17 protein-coding genes and 2 tRNA genes are annotated in these 17,897 nt (G+C 55.6%); 5 read left to right on the top strand and 14 right to left on the bottom strand.

From position 1 onward, the window contains the following. Positions 1–2 precede the first annotated feature (2 nt). The 4 genes from rep to KOSB73_RS02060 all read right to left on the bottom strand — a co-directional run bounded on the left by rep (position 3) and on the right by KOSB73_RS02060 (position 4,324). Positions 3–2,021 carry a DNA helicase Rep gene (gene rep / locus KOSB73_RS02075; protein WP_024360636.1) on the bottom strand — a complete coding sequence of 673 codons (2,019 nt, stop codon included), beginning with the start codon at positions 2,019–2,021 and terminating at the stop codon, positions 3–5. A gap of 102 nt (positions 2,022–2,123) precedes the next feature. Next, positions 2,124–2,846, bottom strand: coding sequence for a nicotinamide riboside transporter PnuC (pnuC, locus tag KOSB73_RS02070; RefSeq protein WP_029669992.1), 723 nt, complete (start codon positions 2,844–2,846; stop codon positions 2,124–2,126). Next, the gene (locus tag KOSB73_RS02065; protein ID WP_032711118.1) at positions 2,846–3,595 is read right to left on the bottom strand and encodes a nucleoside phosphorylase; all 750 of its coding nucleotides are present in this window, start codon (positions 3,593–3,595) and stop codon (positions 2,846–2,848) included. The genes pnuC and KOSB73_RS02065 overlap by 1 nt, the downstream gene beginning before the upstream one ends. A gap of 24 nt (positions 3,596–3,619) precedes the next feature. Beyond that, complete coding sequence (locus KOSB73_RS02060) at positions 3,620–4,324, bottom strand: Crp/Fnr family transcriptional regulator (RefSeq protein ID WP_098140199.1); 705 nt, start codon at positions 4,322–4,324, stop codon at positions 3,620–3,622. Between the two features lie 194 nt (positions 4,325–4,518). On the opposite strand from KOSB73_RS02060, the gene ppiC (KOSB73_RS02055) reads away from it, so the two are divergent. Together ppiC (KOSB73_RS02055) and ppiC (KOSB73_RS02050) are read left to right on the top strand one after the other, a co-directional pair. Further along, positions 4,519–4,800, top strand: coding sequence for a peptidylprolyl isomerase PpiC (ppiC, locus tag KOSB73_RS02055; protein WP_004127352.1), 282 nt, complete (start codon positions 4,519–4,521; stop codon positions 4,798–4,800). A gap of 52 nt (positions 4,801–4,852) precedes the next feature. Then, positions 4,853–5,134, top strand: coding sequence for a peptidylprolyl isomerase PpiC (gene ppiC, locus KOSB73_RS02050; protein WP_004127351.1), 282 nt, complete (start codon positions 4,853–4,855; stop codon positions 5,132–5,134). Positions 5,135–5,234: 100 nt separating this feature from the next. Here ppiC (KOSB73_RS02050) and ilvC read toward each other — a convergent pair whose 3' ends face one another. Then, a complete protein-coding gene (gene ilvC / locus KOSB73_RS02045; protein WP_004133304.1) occupies positions 5,235–6,710 on the bottom strand; it encodes a ketol-acid reductoisomerase in 1,476 nt (491 codons plus the stop codon). 163 nt (positions 6,711–6,873) lie between these two features. Here ilvC and ilvY point away from each other — a divergent pair, with 163 nt between their 5' ends. After that, a complete protein-coding gene (ilvY, locus tag KOSB73_RS02040) occupies positions 6,874–7,764 on the top strand; it encodes an HTH-type transcriptional activator IlvY (protein ID WP_004133306.1) in 891 nt (296 codons plus the stop codon). 58 nt (positions 7,765–7,822) lie between these two features. On the opposite strand, the gene ilvA is transcribed toward ilvY, so the two are convergent. From ilvA to ilvL, 6 genes are all read right to left on the bottom strand, one after another. Further along, positions 7,823–9,367: a threonine ammonia-lyase, biosynthetic gene (ilvA, locus tag KOSB73_RS02035; protein ID WP_004133308.1), complete on the bottom strand. Its 1,545-nt coding sequence runs from the start codon at positions 9,365–9,367 to the stop codon at positions 7,823–7,825. A gap of 2 nt (positions 9,368–9,369) precedes the next feature. Further along, entirely contained in the window at positions 9,370–11,220 is a 1,851-nt protein-coding gene (gene ilvD, locus KOSB73_RS02030; RefSeq protein ID WP_098140198.1) for a dihydroxy-acid dehydratase, read from the bottom strand. Between the two features lie 60 nt (positions 11,221–11,280). Further along, positions 11,281–12,210, bottom strand: coding sequence for a branched-chain amino acid transaminase (locus KOSB73_RS02025; RefSeq protein ID WP_004097473.1), 930 nt, complete (start codon positions 12,208–12,210; stop codon positions 11,281–11,283). A gap of 16 nt (positions 12,211–12,226) precedes the next feature. Continuing rightward, the gene (gene ilvM / locus KOSB73_RS02020; protein ID WP_004107599.1) at positions 12,227–12,484 is read right to left on the bottom strand and encodes an acetolactate synthase 2 small subunit; all 258 of its coding nucleotides are present in this window, start codon (positions 12,482–12,484) and stop codon (positions 12,227–12,229) included. Beyond that, complete coding sequence (gene ilvG, locus KOSB73_RS02015) at positions 12,481–14,127, bottom strand: acetolactate synthase 2 catalytic subunit (protein ID WP_024360643.1); 1,647 nt, start codon at positions 14,125–14,127, stop codon at positions 12,481–12,483. Before ilvG ends, ilvM begins: the two co-directional genes overlap by 4 nt. 139 nt (positions 14,128–14,266) lie before the next feature. After that, positions 14,267–14,365: an ilv operon leader peptide gene (gene ilvL, locus KOSB73_RS02010; protein ID WP_001311244.1), complete on the bottom strand. Its 99-nt coding sequence runs from the start codon at positions 14,363–14,365 to the stop codon at positions 14,267–14,269. A gap of 349 nt (positions 14,366–14,714) precedes the next feature. Here ilvL and KOSB73_RS02005 point away from each other — a divergent pair, with 349 nt between their 5' ends. After that, positions 14,715–16,235, top strand: coding sequence for a YifB family Mg chelatase-like AAA ATPase (locus KOSB73_RS02005; RefSeq protein ID WP_049131529.1), 1,521 nt, complete (start codon positions 14,715–14,717; stop codon positions 16,233–16,235). 23 nt (positions 16,236–16,258) lie between these two features. Here the strand turns inward: KOSB73_RS02005 and KOSB73_RS02000 are convergent, their stop codons facing one another. Further along, the gene (locus tag KOSB73_RS02000) at positions 16,259–16,597 is read right to left on the bottom strand and encodes a MaoP family protein (protein ID WP_004097464.1); all 339 of its coding nucleotides are present in this window, start codon (positions 16,595–16,597) and stop codon (positions 16,259–16,261) included. Between the two features lie 118 nt (positions 16,598–16,715). Here KOSB73_RS02000 and hdfR point away from each other — a divergent pair, with 118 nt between their 5' ends. Then, positions 16,716–17,537, top strand: a complete 822-nt coding sequence (gene hdfR, locus KOSB73_RS01995; protein ID WP_024360645.1) for an HTH-type transcriptional regulator HdfR — start codon at positions 16,716–16,718, stop codon at positions 17,535–17,537. An 82-nt stretch (positions 17,538–17,619) separates the two neighbouring features. On the opposite strand, the gene KOSB73_RS01990 is transcribed toward hdfR, so the two are convergent. Both KOSB73_RS01990 and KOSB73_RS01985 read right to left on the bottom strand, forming a co-directional pair. Then, a tRNA-Trp gene (locus tag KOSB73_RS01990) sits at positions 17,620–17,695 on the bottom strand. Positions 17,696–17,749: 54 nt separating this feature from the next. Further along, positions 17,750–17,826: transfer RNA gene (locus tag KOSB73_RS01985), tRNA-Asp, on the bottom strand. Positions 17,827–17,897 lie beyond the last annotated feature (71 nt).

The following is a 17,897-nucleotide window of genomic DNA, read 5'->3' as shown; positions in this document are numbered from 1 at the left end:
CGCTATTTACGCGCTTTCGCCAGCATCGCCCGGATGTTGGCGACGTTCGCCTGACCTTTATGCATACGCTCTTCCGGCGAAATCACTTTGCGCTCCTGCTCCCAAATCAGATCATCCTGCGGCAGCTCCAGCAGGAAACGGCTCGGCTCCGGTCGCACCAGCTCGCCGTACTGACGGCGCTCTTTGCACAAGGTAAAAGTAAGCTCTTTCTGCGCGCGGGTGATACCCACGTAGGCAAGACGGCGTTCTTCATCGACGTTGTCTTCATCAATGCTGCTCTGGTGCGGCAGCAGCCCTTCCTCCATGCCAACCAGGTAGACGTAGGGGAACTCCAGCCCTTTTGAAGCGTGAAGCGTCATCAGCTGAACCTGATCCGTCTCCTCATCCGACTCGCCGCGCTCCATCATGTCTCGTAGCGTAAAACGGGTCACGACCTGGGTGAGCGTCATCGGTTCATCGATATCGCTGCCCTCCAGCATTTCCGTCATCCACGTGAAGAGCGTATTGACGTTTTTCATCCGCATTTCGGCGGCTTTCGGGCTGGGCGAAGTTTCATAGAGCCAGGATTCATAATCCACGCCGCGGATCAGATCGCGGACGGCGGCAATCGGCTCGCGCTCTGAAAGCTGCTGGATCTCCCGCAGCCAGTGGGTGAAGCGGGTCAAAGACTCATAGCCGCGTCCGTTCAGCGTCTGGGTCAGGCCCATATCGAAGCTGGCAGTAAACATGCTTTTATTGCGCCCCATCGCCCATTCGCCCAGCTTTTGCAGCGTCGCCGAACCGATTTCGCGCTTCGGCGTATTGACGATGCGCAGGAAGGCGCTGTCGTCATCAGGGTTAGTCAGCACGCGCAGATAGGCCAGCAGGTCTTTAATTTCCGGACGGGAAAAGAACGACGTGCCGCCGGAAATTTTGTACGGGATGCGATTTTGCATCAGCATCTTTTCGAAAACCCGCGACTGATGGTTGCCGCGATACAGGATCGCGTAATCCTTATAGGCGGTTTTATTAATAAAGTGATGGGCGATCAGTTCGCCAGCCACGCGTTCCGCCTCGTGGTCTTCATTGTTGGCGGAGAGCACCTTCAGCTCTACGCCATAGCCCAGCTCGGAAAACAGGCGCTTTTCGAAGACGTGCGGGTTGTTGGCAATCAGGATGTTGGCCGCCTTCAGAATACGCCCGGAAGAGCGGTAGTTTTGCTCCAGCTTGATCACCTGCAGCGCCGGGAAATCCTGGCTTAGCAGCACCAGGTTCTGCGGCCGCGCGCCGCGCCAGGAGTAGATCGACTGATCGTCATCGCCGACTACGGTAAAGCGCGCCCGCTGCCCCACCAGCAGTTTCACCAGCTCGTACTGGCTGGTGTTGGTGTCCTGGTATTCATCCACCAGCAGATAGCGAATCTTGTTCTGCCAGCGCTCCCGCACCTCTTCGTTGCGCTGCAGCAGCAGGGTCGGCAGCAGGATCAGATCGTCAAAGTCGAGTACGTTACAGGCTTTCATATGCGCGTCGTACAGTCCGTAGCAGTGAGCAAAGATCCGATCCCGCTCCCCTTTCGCGCCGGCGGCGGCCTGGGCAGGGGTTTTCAGATCGTTTTTCCAGTTGGAGATCGTGGAGATCAGCTGCTGAAGCACCACTTTATCGTCTTCGATCAGCCCTTCGGTGAGCTCTTTTAACAGCGCCACCTGGTCGGTATCGTCGAACAGCGAGAAGTTGGATTTCATCCCTAATGCAGCGTATTCGCGTTTGATGATATCCAGCCCCAGCGTGTGGAAGGTGGAAATCATCAGGCCGCGCGCTTCTTTACGCCCCAGCGTTTGCCCGACGCGCTCTTTCATTTCGCGCGCCGCCTTGTTGGTAAAGGTAACCGCCGCGATATGGCGCGCCTGGTAGCCGCAGCCGCGGATCAGGTGGGCGATTTTATTGGTAATAACGCGGGTCTTACCGGAACCGGCACCCGCCAGCACCAGGCACGGTCCGGTAACGAATTCGACGGCTTGTTGTTGGCCAGGATTTAAACGCATGGGTGTATTTTGCTCAATCTTCGAACGGGGTGGGGATTGTAGCAGAAAGAGGGGCGGTGAGAGCAACAGGCTGCCCATTCAGGCAGCCTGGAAATCGGTCAATCAGGATGCGGCAAGCGGAGTATAGCCGTTACGCTGCGCGCTCTTGATCCAGCTGTACGAGCCCATCACCGCGATCGCCGTCAGCAGGACATATTCAAGCGACATGGCGTAAACGCCTTGTACCGCGTAGATAACGACGCTAATCACGTCAATAAGTACCCACAGCAGCCAGTTTTCGACGAACTTACGCGTCATCAGCACCATGGCGGCAATCGACAACACCAGCATGGTGGAATCCCAGAACGGGAAGGCATCGGGCTGGAGGTCGGGCATCGCAACCTGCATACCGAAAGTTTGCAGCAGGGCAATCATGATACGAGTGAGCGTCGCGAACACCGGATCGATAAACAACGTCATCAGCACAATCGCCACCGCGCAGACGCCGCCCAGCGCCAGGGTTTGCTGACGGGAAAGCCAGCGTACCTTGAGCGCGGCCTCCTGCGCCTCGTTTTGCCGGCTCCACGCGTACCAGCCGTAAATGTTGGCTGCGAAAAAAAACACCTGCAGCAGCAGGCTGGCATAGAGCTGAATCTGGAAAAAAATGGCCGCAAACAGCGTGACGTTGATCAGGCCAAACAGATAGTTGATGATTTTTTCCCGGCTGGCGCACCAGATACACAACAGGCCGAATATGGTACCGATGGCTTCAATCCACGATAGCGCATAGCCGCCTTCGCCGAGAGGAATGTTGACCATCACATTGTTAATGCTAAAAAAGTCCATCACAAACCTCCTTGCTGGCTAGCGGAATAAATGGCGCGCAGCGCCAGGGTAATTTGCCGTTCTTCGCCCTGCTGGCACAGCGCTTCCTGCTGGACATAATCATTGATGCTGCTATCCAGACAACCGTTATGGGCAACAACCACGTTGAGTAATGAAGCCGTACGTAGCCCGCGCAGCGCGCCGATAGTCATCAGGGCGGCGCTCTCCATATCCGCCCCCAGAATGCCGCGCGCCGACCACTGCGCATCCAGTTCCGCCTCACGATCGGTATAGAAACTGTCATGGCTGCGCACCAGACCGCACGCGGCCGGGATATTCATCTGCCGCGCCTGCGCCATCAGTTCCCAGGTCAGCTGTGGGTCAGCGCAGGCCGGATAGCCCGCCGGCGCATAGGTTCGGCTGGTACCGTCATCCATCACCGCGGCGTGAGCGATAATCACGTCGCCGAGCGCAAGATTATCCTGCAGTGCCCCGCAGCTGCCGATACGAATCAGAGTGGTTACGCCGATCTGGCGCAGTTCTTCAATGGCGATCGCGGTGGAGGGGCCACCGATTCCGGTGGAGAGTACCAAAATCTCGACGCCCTGATACCAGCCGCGCGCGGCGCGAAACTCCCGGTTCTGACCGAGCGGCTGTGGATTATCAAGAAAATTGGCGATGCGGTCGACCCGCTGCGGGTCGCCCGGCAGCAGCGCGTACCGCGCGCCGGTCATCTCTTTGCTTAACTGGATATGGGGTTGCAGCGACATTCTCCCGCCTCCTTACTCTTGCGGTTATCCGATATCAGCCTCCTGCTTCAGTTTTTCAGGAGCTAACAACACAATGCGTTCACCATCGGTATCAATAATCTGTAGCGCTTTCAGGTCATGCAAAATACGGTTAATACTGCGGGTCGTCGCCGCGAATTCCTGGCTGAGATTTTGCTTATCCAGCAAGATTTCACTGGCGCCATCATTTTGATAACGCAGCCATAACGCCTGACATACCCGCTGATGCAGCGAGTAAAGATTGTCGCTGCTGGCCTTCTTCGACAGCTGGTAATACTGCTGGCTAAAAAAGCGCAGCATCCGCTGGTTAAAATGGTTATCTAACGCCAGCCAGCGGCAGAAATGTTCCTGCGACAGGCTCAGGAGCTGCACATGACCCACCGCCACCACCGAGCAGATGTAATGACGCGACTCAAAGATCTCGAGCTCGCCCAGCATGTCGCCTTTACGGTAACGGGCCTGGCGGTAGCGGCGCCCGTCTTCAGCCTCATAGAAAACGTCCACCTCACCGGCGATAATCAGCGAAAACCGCTGACACACGTCACCCTGCCGGCAGATAAAATCACCGCGCGGGATCTCTTCGAAGCGCCAGCGCCGCATGATCTCCAGAGGACAATATTTCAGTAATTCATAGAGCAGCGGATCGCTCACAATCTCGCTCAGCCCGGAAAGCCAGCTAACTGAAAAGTCAGGTTTTTTCATTGTGCCCATGTTATCTCGCTCCACAACGTTAAGGACAGGACGGCTGTCCCTGGCAGGGGGGAATACGCCGGATAAAAGTGTTGCTCATCTCCCGCTTCCGTCTATCAGGCGAGACATCTGTCCCGCGATGGCGAAGAGTATATGTCCACGACCAAAGCGGATGGTAAAGTAACGGGATATCTTTGAGACGTGAGAACAAAATAATGGCAAAGAGCGCAGCAGCCCTGCACATCCTGGTTAAAGAAGAGAAGCTGGCGCAAGAGATCCTCGCCAAACTGGAACGTGGCGTAAGCTTCGATCATCTGGCAAAGCGCTATTCAAAGTGCCCCTCCGGGCGCAACGGCGGCGATCTCGGAGAGTTTAATCAAGGAGTCATGGTTGGGCCGTTCGATAAGGCAGTCTTCAGCTGCCCGCTGCTCAAACCTTACGGGCCGGTCAAAACCAAGTTTGGCTACCACATCATTAAGGTGCTGTATCGCCGCTAGCCCATGCTACTATTGCGCCCTGATTCATCCCCTATTCAATCAAGGTACGATCATGGCAAAAACGGCAGCAGCACTGCATATCCTGGTTAAAGAAGAGCAGCTGGCACTGGATCTTCTGGAGCAAATTAAAAACGGCGCCGATTTCGGTAAACTGGCGAAGAAGCACTCGATCTGCCCGTCAGGCAAACGCGGCGGCGATTTAGGTGAATTCCGCCAGGGCCAGATGGTGCCGGCGTTTGATAAAGTCGTCTTCTCCTGCCCGGAGCTGGAGCCCACCGGCCCGCTGCACACCCAGTTTGGTTATCACATCATCAAAGTGCTGTACCGGAAATAAACAACAAGGCCTTCTCGCTGAGAAGGCCTTGAATGTTTGCTCCCTCTCCCTGTGGGAGAGGGCTGGGGTGAGGGTATCCCCCCACCACCGTCGTTTTTATTTACCCGGCAACCGCAATGCGTTTCATATCAGTCATGTAACCACGCAGTTTCTTACCAACCTGCTCGATAGCATGGCCGCGAATGGCTTCGTTCACGTCGCGCAGCTGAGCGTTGTCTACCGCGCCTTCGGCAATCGCTTTGCCCAGGTCGCCGGTCTGCAGGGTGGTCATGAACTCTTTCAGCAGCGGTACGCAAGCGTAAGAGAACAGGTAGTTACCGTATTCAGCGGTATCGGAGATAACCACGTTCATTTCGTACAGACGCTTACGAGCGATGGTGTTGGCGATCAGCGGCAGCTCGTGCAGTGATTCGTAGTAAGCAGACTCTTCGATGATGCCGGAATCCACCATGGTTTCAAATGCCAGCTCAACGCCCGCTTTCACCATCGCGATCATCAGAACGCCTTTATCGAAGTACTCCTGCTCGCCGATTTTACCTTCAAACTGCGGTGCGGTTTCGAACGCGGTTTTACCGGTTTCTTCACGCCAGGTCAGCAGTTTCTTATCGTCGTTGGCCCAGTCAGCCATCATGCCGGAGGAGAATTCACCGGAGATGATGTCATCCATATGCTTCTGGAACAGCGGCGCCATGATCGTTTTCAGCTGTTCGGACAGCGCGTAAGCACGCAGCTTAGCCGGGTTAGACAGGCGATCCATCATCAGGGTGATACCGCCCTGCTTCAGCGCTTCGGTGATGGTTTCCCAGCCGAACTGAATCAGTTTTTCAGCGTATGCCGGGTCGGTACCCTCTTCCACCAGCTTATCGAAGCACAGCAGAGAACCGGCCTGCAGCATACCGCAGAGGATGGTCTGCTCGCCCATCAGGTCAGATTTCACTTCCGCAACGAAGGAAGATTCCAGAACGCCCGCACGGTGACCGCCGGTCGCCGCAGCCCAGGCTTTAGCAATCGCCATGCCTTCGCCTTTCGGATCGTTTTCCGGGTGAACCGCGATCAGGGTCGGTACGCCGAAGCCGCGCTTGTACTCTTCACGCACTTCGGTACCCGGGCACTTCGGCGCCACCATCACGACGGTGATATCTTTACGGATCTGCTCGCCAACTTCCACGATGTTGAAGCCATGAGAGTAGCCCAGCGCCGCGCCGTCTTTCATCAGCGGCTGAACGGAACGCACAACGTCAGAGTGCTGTTTGTCCGGAGTCAGGTTGACCACCAGGTCAGCCTGCGGGATCAGCTCTTCGTAGGTACCTACTTTGAAGCCGTTTTCGGTCGCTTTACGCCATGAAGCGCGCTTTTCGGCAATCGCTTCTTTACGCAGCGCGTAGGAGATATCCAGACCGGAGTCGCGCATGTTCAGACCCTGGTTCAGGCCCTGAGCGCCACAGCCGACGATGACCACTTTTTTACCCTGAAGGTAGCTTGCGCCATCGGCGAATTCGTCGCGACCCATAAAGCGACATTTGCCCAGCTGCGCCAGCTGCTGGCGCAGGTTCAGTGTATTAAAGTAGTTAGCCATGGTGATACCTCGTGATGTTGTGCTGTCTTATTGTTCGGTTCGCTTGCCGTGTCTGTGCAAGAGAGAATGAACTTACTATATGACAGGAAATTTATTGCGGAAATTGATATATTCACAACGTCACGTTGCAATTTCTGCAATGTAAAATTGTGGAGTGCCGCCGGTGGACTTACGCGATCTAAAAACCTTCCTGCATCTGGCGGAAAGCCGCCATTTTGGCCGCAGCGCGCGAGCGATGCACGTCAGCCCCTCCACGCTTTCCCGGCAGATTCAGCGCCTGGAAGAAGACCTTGGGCAGCCGCTGTTTGTCCGCGATAACCGCACGGTAACGCTTACCGAAGCGGGAGAAGAGCTCCGCACCTTTGCCCAGCAGACGCTATTGCAGTATCAGCAGCTGCGCCACGCTATCGATCAGCAAGGTCCGTCGCTGTCGGGCGAACTGCATATCTTCTGTTCGGTGACCGCCGCCTACAGTCATCTGCCGCCGATTCTCGATCGTTTCCGCGCCGAACATCCCTCGGTGGAAATAAAGCTCACCACCGGCGATGCCGCCGATGCGATGGAGAAAGTGGTCACGGGTGAGGCCGATCTGGCGATTGCCGGGAAACCCGAGACGCTGCCTGGCGCGGTGGCGTTTTCCATGCTGGAGAATCTGGCGGTGGTGCTGATCGCCCCGGCGCTGCCTTGTCCGGTTCGCAACCAGATCTCGGTGGAGAAACCCGACTGGGCAACGGTACCCTTCATTATGGCCGATCAAGGGCCCGTGCGCCGCCGCATTGAGCTGTGGTTTCGCCGCCATAAAATCAGTAATCCGTCGATTTACGCTACGGTGGGCGGACATGAAGCCATGGTTTCTATGGTGGCGCTGGGCTGCGGCGTAGCGCTGCTGCCGGAAGTGGTACTGGAAAATAGCCCGGAACCAGTACGCAATCGCGTAATGATTCTGGAGCGCAGCGACGAGAAGACCCCTTTTGAACTCGGCGTCTGCGCGCCAAAAAAGCGGCTGCATGAGCCGCTGATTAATGCATTCTGGAATTTGCTGCCTGGCCACTAGTGCCGGATGCCTGAACCGGCCTACAACCCGATCGTAGGCCAGATAAGCGCTGCGCAGCCTAACCTGCGAGGAAGAACCTGAACGCTGGATTATTGCTCTCGTCGTGACAATCGTAGCCCAGCTCATGCAAGCGGGTTTCAAAATCAGGCTCGTGATCGCCCAGTTCGAATGCCGCCAGCACGCGGCCATAATCGGTACCGTGGCTGCGATAATGGAACAGAGAAATGTTCCAGTGGGTGCCAAGGGTATGCAGGAACTTCAGCAGGGCACCGGGGGATTCCGGAAACTCGAAGCTGAACAAACGTTCCTGCAGCGGCTGCGACGGACGCCCGCCCACCATATAGCGCACGTGAAGCTTAGCCATTTCATCGTCAGAGAGATCCACTACGCTGTAGCCGCCCTCGTGCAGCAGGTTGAGGATCTCTTTCCGCTCTTCCAGACCACGGCTCAGGCGCACGCCGACAAAAATGCAGGCATTTTTCGCATCGGCGAAGCGATAGTTAAATTCGGTGACCGAACGGCCGCCCAGCAGCTGGCAGAACTTGAGGAAGCTACCCTTCTCTTCCGGAATGGTGACCGCCAGCAGCGCTTCACGCTGTTCCCCCAGCTCGCAGCGTTCGGAAACGTAGCGCAGGCCGTGGAAGTTGACGTTCGCGCCGGAAAGCACGTGCGCCAGGCGTTCGCCGCGAATATTATGCTGAGCGATATATTTTTTCATCCCCGCCAGCGCCAGCGCCCCGGAAGGTTCAGCCACCGCGCGTACGTCTTCAAACAGGTCTTTCATCGCCGCGCAGATGGCATCGCTATCGACAGTAACGATGTCGTCGAGATACTCCTGACACAGACGGAAAGTCTCATCGCCGATACGTTTAACCGCTACGCCTTCGGCAAAGAGCCCGACGCGGGGTAAATCAACCGGATGACCCGCATCCAGCGCGGCTTTCAGACAGGCAGAATCCTCGGCCTCAACCGCAATGACCTTAATCTGCGGCATCAGCTGTTTGATCAGCACCGCCACGCCCGCCGCAAGACCGCCGCCGCCGACCGGGACAAATACGCGATCGATATGGGCATCCTGCTGCAGCAGCTCCAGCGCCAGCGTACCCTGCCCGGCAATCACCATCGGGTGGTCGAAAGGCGGTACCCAGGTAAAGCCCTGCTGTTGCGCCAGCTCGATAGCTTTGGCCTTGGCTTCATCAAAGTTCGCGCCGTGCAGCAGCACTTCGCCGCCGAAGCCGCGCACCGCATCGACTTTGATATCCGCCGTGGCGGTTGGCATGACGATCAGCGCCTTCACGCCCAGGCGAGAAGCCGAGAAAGCCACGCCCTGCGCATGATTACCCGCCGAAGCGGTAATCACGCCATGCGATTTTTGCTCTTCCGTCAGCCCCGCCATCATCGCGTACGCCCCGCGCAGCTTAAAGCTGTGCACCGGCTGACGATCTTCACGCTTCACCAGCACAACGTTATCGAGGCGCGACGAGAGCTTTTCCATTTTTTGCAGCGGCGTGATCTGCGCGGCTTCATATACCGGCGCGCGCAGTACCGCTCTGAGGTATTCCGCCCCCTCGGGGGCGGCGGACAGGGGTTGCGACTCGGCCATTATTAACCCCCAAGTTTCGATTTATCACGCACCGCGCCTTTGTCGGCGCTGGTTGCCAGGCTGGCGTAGGCGCGAAGGGCAAAGGAAACCTGACGCTCACGATCTTTCGGCGTCCATGCTTTATCACCGCGCGCTTCCTGAGCTTCGCGGCGCGCCGCAATCTCGGCATCGCTCAGCTGCAGCTGAATACCGCGGTTCGGGATATCGATAGCAATCATGTCGCCATCTTCAATGATCGCGATATTGCCACCGCTGGCGGCTTCCGGAGAAACGTGGCCAATGGAAAGACCCGAGGTACCGCCGGAGAAGCGTCCATCGGTAATCAGCGCGCAGGCTTTACCCAGACCCATTGATTTCAGGAAGGTCGTCGGGTAGAGCATTTCCTGCATCCCCGGACCGCCTTTCGGCCCTTCGTAGCGAATAACCACCACGTCACCGGCGATAACCTTGCCGCCGAGGATTGCATCCACAGCCGCGTCCTGGCTTTCGTATACCTTAGCCGGGCCGGTAAATTTGAGGATGCTGTCGTCAACGCCGGCGGTTTTCACGATGCAGCCATTCTCGGCAAAGTTGCCGTACAGAACCGCCAGACCGCCGTCCTTGCTGTAAGCATGTTCCAGCGAGCGGATACAGCCTTCTGCGCGATCGTCATCCAGGGTATCCCAGCGGCAGTTCTGAGAGAAAGCCTGCGTTGTGCGGATACCCGCAGGGCCAGCGCGGAACATTTTTTTGACCGCTTCGTCCTGCGTGACGGTGATATCGTACTGCTCCAGCGTCTGCGGCAGGGACAAACCAAGCACGTTTTTCACGTCGCGGTTCAGCAGCCCGGCGCGATCCAGTTCGCCTAAAATGCCCAATACGCCGCCCGCGCGATGAACATCTTCCATATGATATTTCTGCGTACTTGGCGCGACCTTACACAGCTGCGGCACTTTACGGGAAAGTTTATCGATATCGCTCATGGTGAAGTCGATTTCCGCTTCCTGCGCCGCCGCCAGCAGATGCAGTACGGTATTGGTGGAGCCGCCCATGGCGATATCCAGCGTCATGGCGTTTTCAAACGCCGCCTTATTGGCGATATTACGCGGCAGCGCAGAGGCGTCGTCCTGCTCGTAGTAACGTTTAGTCAGCTCAACGATACGCGAGCCCGCATTGAGGAACAGCTGCTTGCGATCGGCGTGAGTCGCCAGCAACGAGCCGTTACCCGGCTGCGACAGGCCCAGCGCTTCGGTCAGGCAGTTCATGGAGTTCGCGGTGAACATTCCTGAACAAGAGCCGCAGGTCGGGCAGGCGGAACGTTCAACCTGATCGCTCTGATCGTCGGAGACTTTCGGGTCAGCGCCCTGAATCATCGCATCGACCAGATCGAGTTTAATGATTTGATCGGACAGCTTGGTTTTCCCGGCTTCCATTGGGCCGCCGGAAACAAAAATTACCGGAATATTCAGGCGCAGAGACGCCATTAACATCCCCGGAGTGATTTTGTCGCAGTTGGAGATACAGACCATCGCATCAGCGCAGTGGGCATTAACCATGTACTCCACCGAGTCGGCGATCAGTTCGCGGGATGGCAGTGAATAAAGCATACCCCCGTGGCCCATGGCGATACCATCATCCACCGCAATGGTGTTGAATTCTTTGGCGACGCCGCCAGCGGCTTCGATTTGCTCAGCAACCAGTTTGCCGAGATCGCGCAGGTGAACGTGGCCCGGCACGAACTGGGTGAAAGAATTCACCACGGCGATAATCGGCTTACCAAAATCATCGTCGGTCATTCCAGTGGCGCGCCACAGCGCGCGGGCACCCGCCATATTACGGCCGTGAGTGGTTGTGGCGGAACGGTACTTAGGCATGCTTTAGTTACTCCCAGTTTCGGTGAAATGGGGCGTTGCGTGTCGCCCCATTTTTTATGCTTATTGATTAACCTGATCCAACCAGCCCCATTTATCCTCGGTTTCACCGGTGAAGAGGCCAAAGAATGCTTGCTGAATGCGCTTGGTGATCGGGCCGCAGCGGCCTTCGCCCACCTGAATACCATCAACGCTGCGTACTGGGGTGATCTCTGCGGCAGTCCCGGACATAAAGACTTCGTCAGCCAGGTACAGGGACTCGCGGGACAATACCTGCTCGCGGACTTCCAGGCCCAGGTCTTTCGCCAGCTTGATGATAGCGTCGCGGGTAATGCCCGGCAGCGCGGAAGAGGTGAACGGCGGAGTAAACAACACGCCGTCTTTAACTTCAAACAGGTTTTCACCGGCGCCTTCAGAGATGTAGCCGTTCACGTCCAGCGCGATACCTTCCTGATAGCCATGGCGACGCGCTTCGCTGCCGACCAGCAGCGAAGAGAGATAGTTACCGCCGGCTTTGGCCGCGGTCGGAATGGTGTTTGGCGCCGCGCGATTCCAGGAAGAAACCATCGCATCGATCCCCTGATCCAGCGCTTCGGCACCCAGGTAGGCGCCCCACGGGAACGCCGCGATGATCACGTCAGTGTTATAGCCCGGAGGCGGGTTAACGCCCATGCCAACGTCGCCGACAAAGACTAACGGACGGATATAGGCGCTGGTCAGGCTGTTTTTACGAATAACTTCGCGACAGGCTTCCATCAGCTCATCGACGCTCTGAGAAACCGGGAAACGATAGATTTTGGCTGAGTCATGCAGACGCTGCATATGTTCACGGTGACGGAACACCACCGGTCCCTTGTGAGAGTCGTAGCAACGGATGCCTTCAAATACGGACGTCCCGTAGTGCAGCGCATGGGACATCACGTGAACCTTCGCCTCGCCCCACGGAACCATCTCGCCATTGAACCAAATGTAGTCAGCTTTTTTCGTCGTCATTATTCTTCCTTTGCGCTCAGGCGCGAATTTGTTGTGATGTAGGTTGCTGGATCTCGACGCAGGCGACGTCCACCAGTTTGCTTAATTGACTAAACAGTAATTCGACGGGCCGCTGGCTGGCAACGGTCAGTTCGATATTAATATTCCGGGCATCGGCGGCGGTTTCCATATTCATCGCGCAAATCTGGAACCCGCGATGGCGCACGACGCGCAGCACGCGTTCTAAGGTTTCAGGGTTAAAGCGAGCCTGCAAGGCGACCTGATGTTGCATCATGATAATTTCTCCAGCATTTCTGCATTACTGGCACCGGGCGGCACCAACGGCCAGACGTTCTCAAGTTCATCGATTGAGACATGAAGCAGGTAAGGCCCCTGGCTCGAAAGCATGGTGTCGAGTGCCGCTTCAACCTGGTCTTTACGGGTGATGTGTTGACCAGGGATGCCGAAGGCGCTGGCCAGAGTAAGAAAATCGGGGTTATCGGTAAGAGTGGTTTCGCTATAACGTTCCTGAAAAAACAGCTGCTGCCATTGTCGAACCATTCCTAAACGCTGGTTGTCCAGTAAGACTATCTTCAGCGGCAGCTGCTTGCGTTTTACGGTGCCCAGCTCCTGCACGTTCATCATGAAGGAGCCGTCACCGGAGATACAGATAACCGTATCATCGGGGCGGGCCACCTGCGCGCCTACTGCTGCCGGCAGGCCAAAGCCCATTGTCCCTAATCCGCTGGAAGTGATGAAATTCTCCGGACGCGTATAGGTCATATGCTGCGCTGACCACATCTGATGCTGGCCCACATCGGTGGTCACGACGCAATCTGCTGGTTTGCGCTCGGAAAGCTGCTTCAGCAGCAGCGGAGCATAGATGGCCTCGCCCGGATGATCGTAGCGCCAGGCGTGCTCGGCGCGCAGCTGCGCATTACGTTGACGCCAGGCATCAATAGACAGCGGCTGCTGCAGCGCGGGCAGCATTACATTCAAATCGCCGGTCAGGCCGATATGCGCCTGACGGAGCTTGTTCAGTTCAGCCGGATCGATATCCATATGGATAACTTTGGCGTGCGGGGCAAACGTATTCAGCTTGCCGGTGACGCGATCGTCAAAGCGGGCGCCTACCGCGATCAGTAGGTCACATTCCTGTACCGCCAGGTTGGCCGCCTTGGTGCCGTGCATCCCCAGCATCCCCAGATAGTAGGGATAATCCGCCGCCACCACCCCCAGTCCTTTCAGGGTGGCGGTCGCTGGCATTTGCGTGACGGTAAGAAATTCGCGCAGCGCCGGAACCGCCTGCGCCATCCCCACGCCGCCGCCAACGTATAACATCGGCTTCTGCGACTGAGTCAGCATCTGCAAAGCGTATTCGATATCCGCATATGGAAAATCAACGTCGTCGGCTACCATGGAAAAATGCGGATCGAGATCGCCCTGAGCCAGCTGGATGTCTTTTGGGATATCGACCAGCACGGGACCGGGGCGCCCGGAGTTTGCTACGTGGAAAGCTTCGGCAATGATGCGCGGCAGTTCTTCCAGCGACTGCACCAGGAAACTGTGCTTGGTGCAAGCCAGCGATAAACCGAGAACATCAACTTCCTGGAATGCGTCGGTGCCAATGAACGGGGCGGCAACCTGGCCGGTGATAGCAACAACGGGAACGGAATCAAGCAGCGCGTCGGCGAGGCCGGTGATCAGGTTGGTTGCGCCAGGCCCCGAAGTGGCGATACACACCCCGGTTTTGCCGGTAGCCCTGGCATAGCCGATAGCCGCCATAGCCGCGCCCTGTTCATGCCGGCACAATAGGTGTTCCACGCCGCCGTCATACAATGCATCGTAAACCGGCATAATTGCTCCACCCGGATAGCCAAAAACGGTATCGACTCCCTGTGCTCGCAAAGCATGTACTACCCACCGCGCCCCATTCATAGTTACTTCCCCGTCGTAGATCGAGAGAAACAGAATTTTATGCTACCAGCCATCGTCTGCTCCTCTTTTCTGTTTTTAAGTTATAAAAAAACCCCCGGACCTTTCGGTGCGGGGGTCTTAGTTCGTTAAGGCTTGTTTTTTAAGCCTTTCCTCGTCCAAGTGCAGCCCCGCACGGTGGGATAATAATCACCACCACGCTAATCACGACCAGGCTAATCACTCGTAGAAGGGCTGTCATTTTATGTTCTTTCTGGCTTCATGTTCGAAGGAATACCTAAAGAGGTACCACAGACATCACGTTAAACACAAGATTTTTTTATGACCGCATTTCTTACCTTGCTAACCATTTACGAAAAAACAATTGTTTTTAATAGAAAAAATATGAAATGAAAATATTTCAATTTGTGGCGTACTCCACAGCACTTTTTCTGTTCCTGACTGACAACCGTGTTTTGCGAGCCAGTATCCAAAGCGAGTGCAAAGTGGCAATGGGCCAAAAATTGGCTGGAAGCAAGCATGTAAAATTTAATATTGCCGAATTACTCGATAACAGATCCCCGACATAATCCTGGCTCTCAGGAGGTTTTATGTCACTCGCCATTGTTTACACCCGCGCCGCTCTCGGGATCGGCGCACCGCTTATCACGGTTGAAGTTCATATCAGCAACGGACTCCCTGGCCTGACCATGGTAGGGCTGCCGGAAACAACGGTGAGAGAAGCGCGTGACCGGGTACGTAGTGCGATTATCAACAGCGGCTACGCTTATCCGGCGAAAAAAATCACCATTAATCTGGCTCCGGCCGATCTGCCAAAAGAAGGTGGAAGATATGATTTACCTATCGCTCTCGCGCTTCTGGTGGCCTCAGAGCAGCTAAATGCTACCAGGCTAAATCAATATGAGTTTGTCGGCGAGCTGGCGCTTACAGGCGCTCTGCGTGGCGTTCCTGGTGCCATATCCAGCGCCATGGAGGCAATAAAAGCGGGTCGGAAGATTGTTATCTCTAATGAGAATTCTCCGGAGGTAGGATTAATCGGCGGCAGTGACTGCCTTATCGCCACCGATCTCCAGGAAGTCTGCGCTTTTCTCGAAGGTCGCAATCCCCTCACTCATCCACTCTCAGAAGGAGAGTATTCGGATGATACACCGGTTGACCTGCGTGATGTTATTGGCCAGCAGCAGGGGAAACGCGCGCTGGAAATTATCGCCGCAGGTGGCCACAACCTGCTGATGATAGGCCCGCCCGGCACCGGTAAAACGATGCTCGCCAGTCGATTACCGGGACTGCTACCGCCGTTGAGTAACCAGGAGGCGCTGGAAAGCGCGGCAATACATAGCCTGGTCGATTCCACGCGTGCGACGAAAAATTGGCGTCGCAGGCCCTTTCGCGCCCCGCATCATAGCGCCTCCCTGGCGGCCATGGTGGGTGGCGGCTCAATTCCGGCACCAGGAGAGATCTCGCTGGCCCATAATGGCGTCCTGTTTCTGGATGAGCTGCCTGAATTCGAACGCAGGGTACTGGATGCGTTACGAGAACCGATTGAGTCAGGGGTTATCCATATCTCTCGCACGCGCGCCAAAATTGATTATCCGGCCCGTTTCCAGCTTATTGCAGCGATGAACCCCAGCCCGACAGGGCACTATCAGGGCCAGCATAATCGCGCCTCGCCACAACAGACGCTACGCTACCTGGGCCGTTTATCCGGCCCGTTTCTCGACCGGTTCGATCTCTCTCTGGAGATCCCACTTCCGCCGCCGGGAGTACTCAGTCAGGGAACACACGAGGAGGAAAGTAGCGCCAGCGTGCGTCAACGTGTTCTGGCCGCACGCGAAAGACAGCTATCACGACAGAAAAAACTTAATGCGCATCTGGGAAATGATGAGATGAAAATCTGCTGCCGGCTTCATCAAGATGACGCTATCTGGCTGGAGCAGACGCTAACTCAGCTTGGACTTTCAATCCGCGCCTGGCAACGCCTGCTTAAAGTTTCCCGGACTATTGCGGATATTGAAGCCGTCGATTGCATCGAACGTCATCATCTGCAGGAGGCTCTCGGCTATAGGGCAATAGACAGAATGTTGAGCCATCTACAAAAAATGATGGCGTAAAAAAAGGGCTTACGCCCTTTTTCTTAATCATCGCTTTCTGTGTAATCTTCCGTACCTTCCACCTGCGGCTTGCCGCCGGACAGAGTATGGAAACGCTTCGGACGCTTAATGCGCGCCATGTACTTAATCCAGACGCGTTCTGCTTCCGTTGCGGGCTCACGTTCACCACGGCATACCGAAACAAACTGTTTTTCATCGTCGGTGACAGGCTCGCGTTTACCTAGTTCGAGTTCATTAAAGGCATAACCATGACGTTCCAGCAGTTGCGCCTCTTTGATGGTGAAATCTCCATGACGGGAAAACCCGCGCGGATAATTTTTATTGTCGAAAAAACGATTAGTTGTCGTAAAGCTTTCCGCCATCCTACACGCTCCTGATTCTTTGGCCGAGCTAATTATGGCGCGGAGTATTAGTTACGCTTGACAGAGCGTCAAACAAAACATTTAAATCATCACGACAAATAATTTTGCGGAGAAGAGTGTGGATACGGAATTGCTGAAGACTTTCCTTGAGGTGAGCAGAACTCGCCACTTTGGCCGAGCCGCAGAGGCGCTTTATCTGACGCAGTCAGCAGTTAGCTTTCGTATTCGTCAGCTGGAGAACCAGCTGGGGGTGAACCTTTTTACCCGTCATCGTAATAATATCCGTCTGACTTCAGCCGGAGAGAAACTGCTGCCCTACGCCGAAACCCTGATGAATACCTGGCAAGCTGCGCGCAAGGAGGTCGCGAATGCTTCCCGACATAATGAATTTTCGATCGGTGCCAGCGCTTCTCTCTGGGAATGTCTGCTTAACGGATGGCTGGGCAAGCTCTATACGGAGCCCTATAACCTCCAGTTTGAGGCGCGGATTGCGCAGCGCCAATCGCTGGTCAAACAGCTGCATGAACGCCAGCTTGATCTCTTGATCACGACAGAATCGCCGAAGATGGATGAACTAAGCAGCCAGTTACTGGGTAATTTTACATTAGCGCTTTATTGTTCATCACCGGCTAAGTACACGAATGAATTGAATTATTTACGCCTGGAATGGGGGCCGGATTTTCAACAAAATGAAGCCGGATTGATCGGAAATGATGATATTCCTCTGCTGACCACCAGTTCTGCCGAATTAGCGTACCAGCAACTCAGCGCCCTTAAGGGCTGTACATGGTTGCCCGTGCTCTGGGCGCAGGAGAAAAATAACCTGCATACGGTGACCGACAGTGCGACGCTTTCAAGACCCCTCTATGCAATTTGGCTACAAAACAGCGACAAACAAGCGCAGATTCGTGAGATCCTGAAGCACAATATATTGGGATAGACGCACTCCTCCAGGGACGGAGGAGGATCGGCGGGAAATTTAAAGCAAAAAAAATCCTTTGCCTGAGCAAAGGATTATTATATGGCAGGGGCGGAGAGACTCGAACTCGCGACACCCGGTTTTGGAGACCGGTGCTCTACCAACTGAGCTACGCCCCTAAATTTTCTTATCATTAAGCCTGCTTTATCAGCAGGCTTAATTTTTTTAATAAGTGGCGGAACGGACGGGACTCGAACCCGCGACCCCCTGCGTGACAGGCAGGTATTCTAACCGACTGAACTACCGCTCCACCGAATACTTCTGTAACCACCGGATTAATGCACCGGCTTACTACTTAATTTGATGCCTGGCAGTTCCCTA

The sequence above is a fragment of the Klebsiella grimontii genome, from assembly GCF_900200035.1.
GTDB lineage: Bacteria > Pseudomonadota > Gammaproteobacteria > Enterobacterales > Enterobacteriaceae > Klebsiella > Klebsiella grimontii.
The sequence above is the reverse complement of the archived record's forward strand: the minus strand, read 5'-3'. Positions and strand labels throughout refer to the sequence as shown.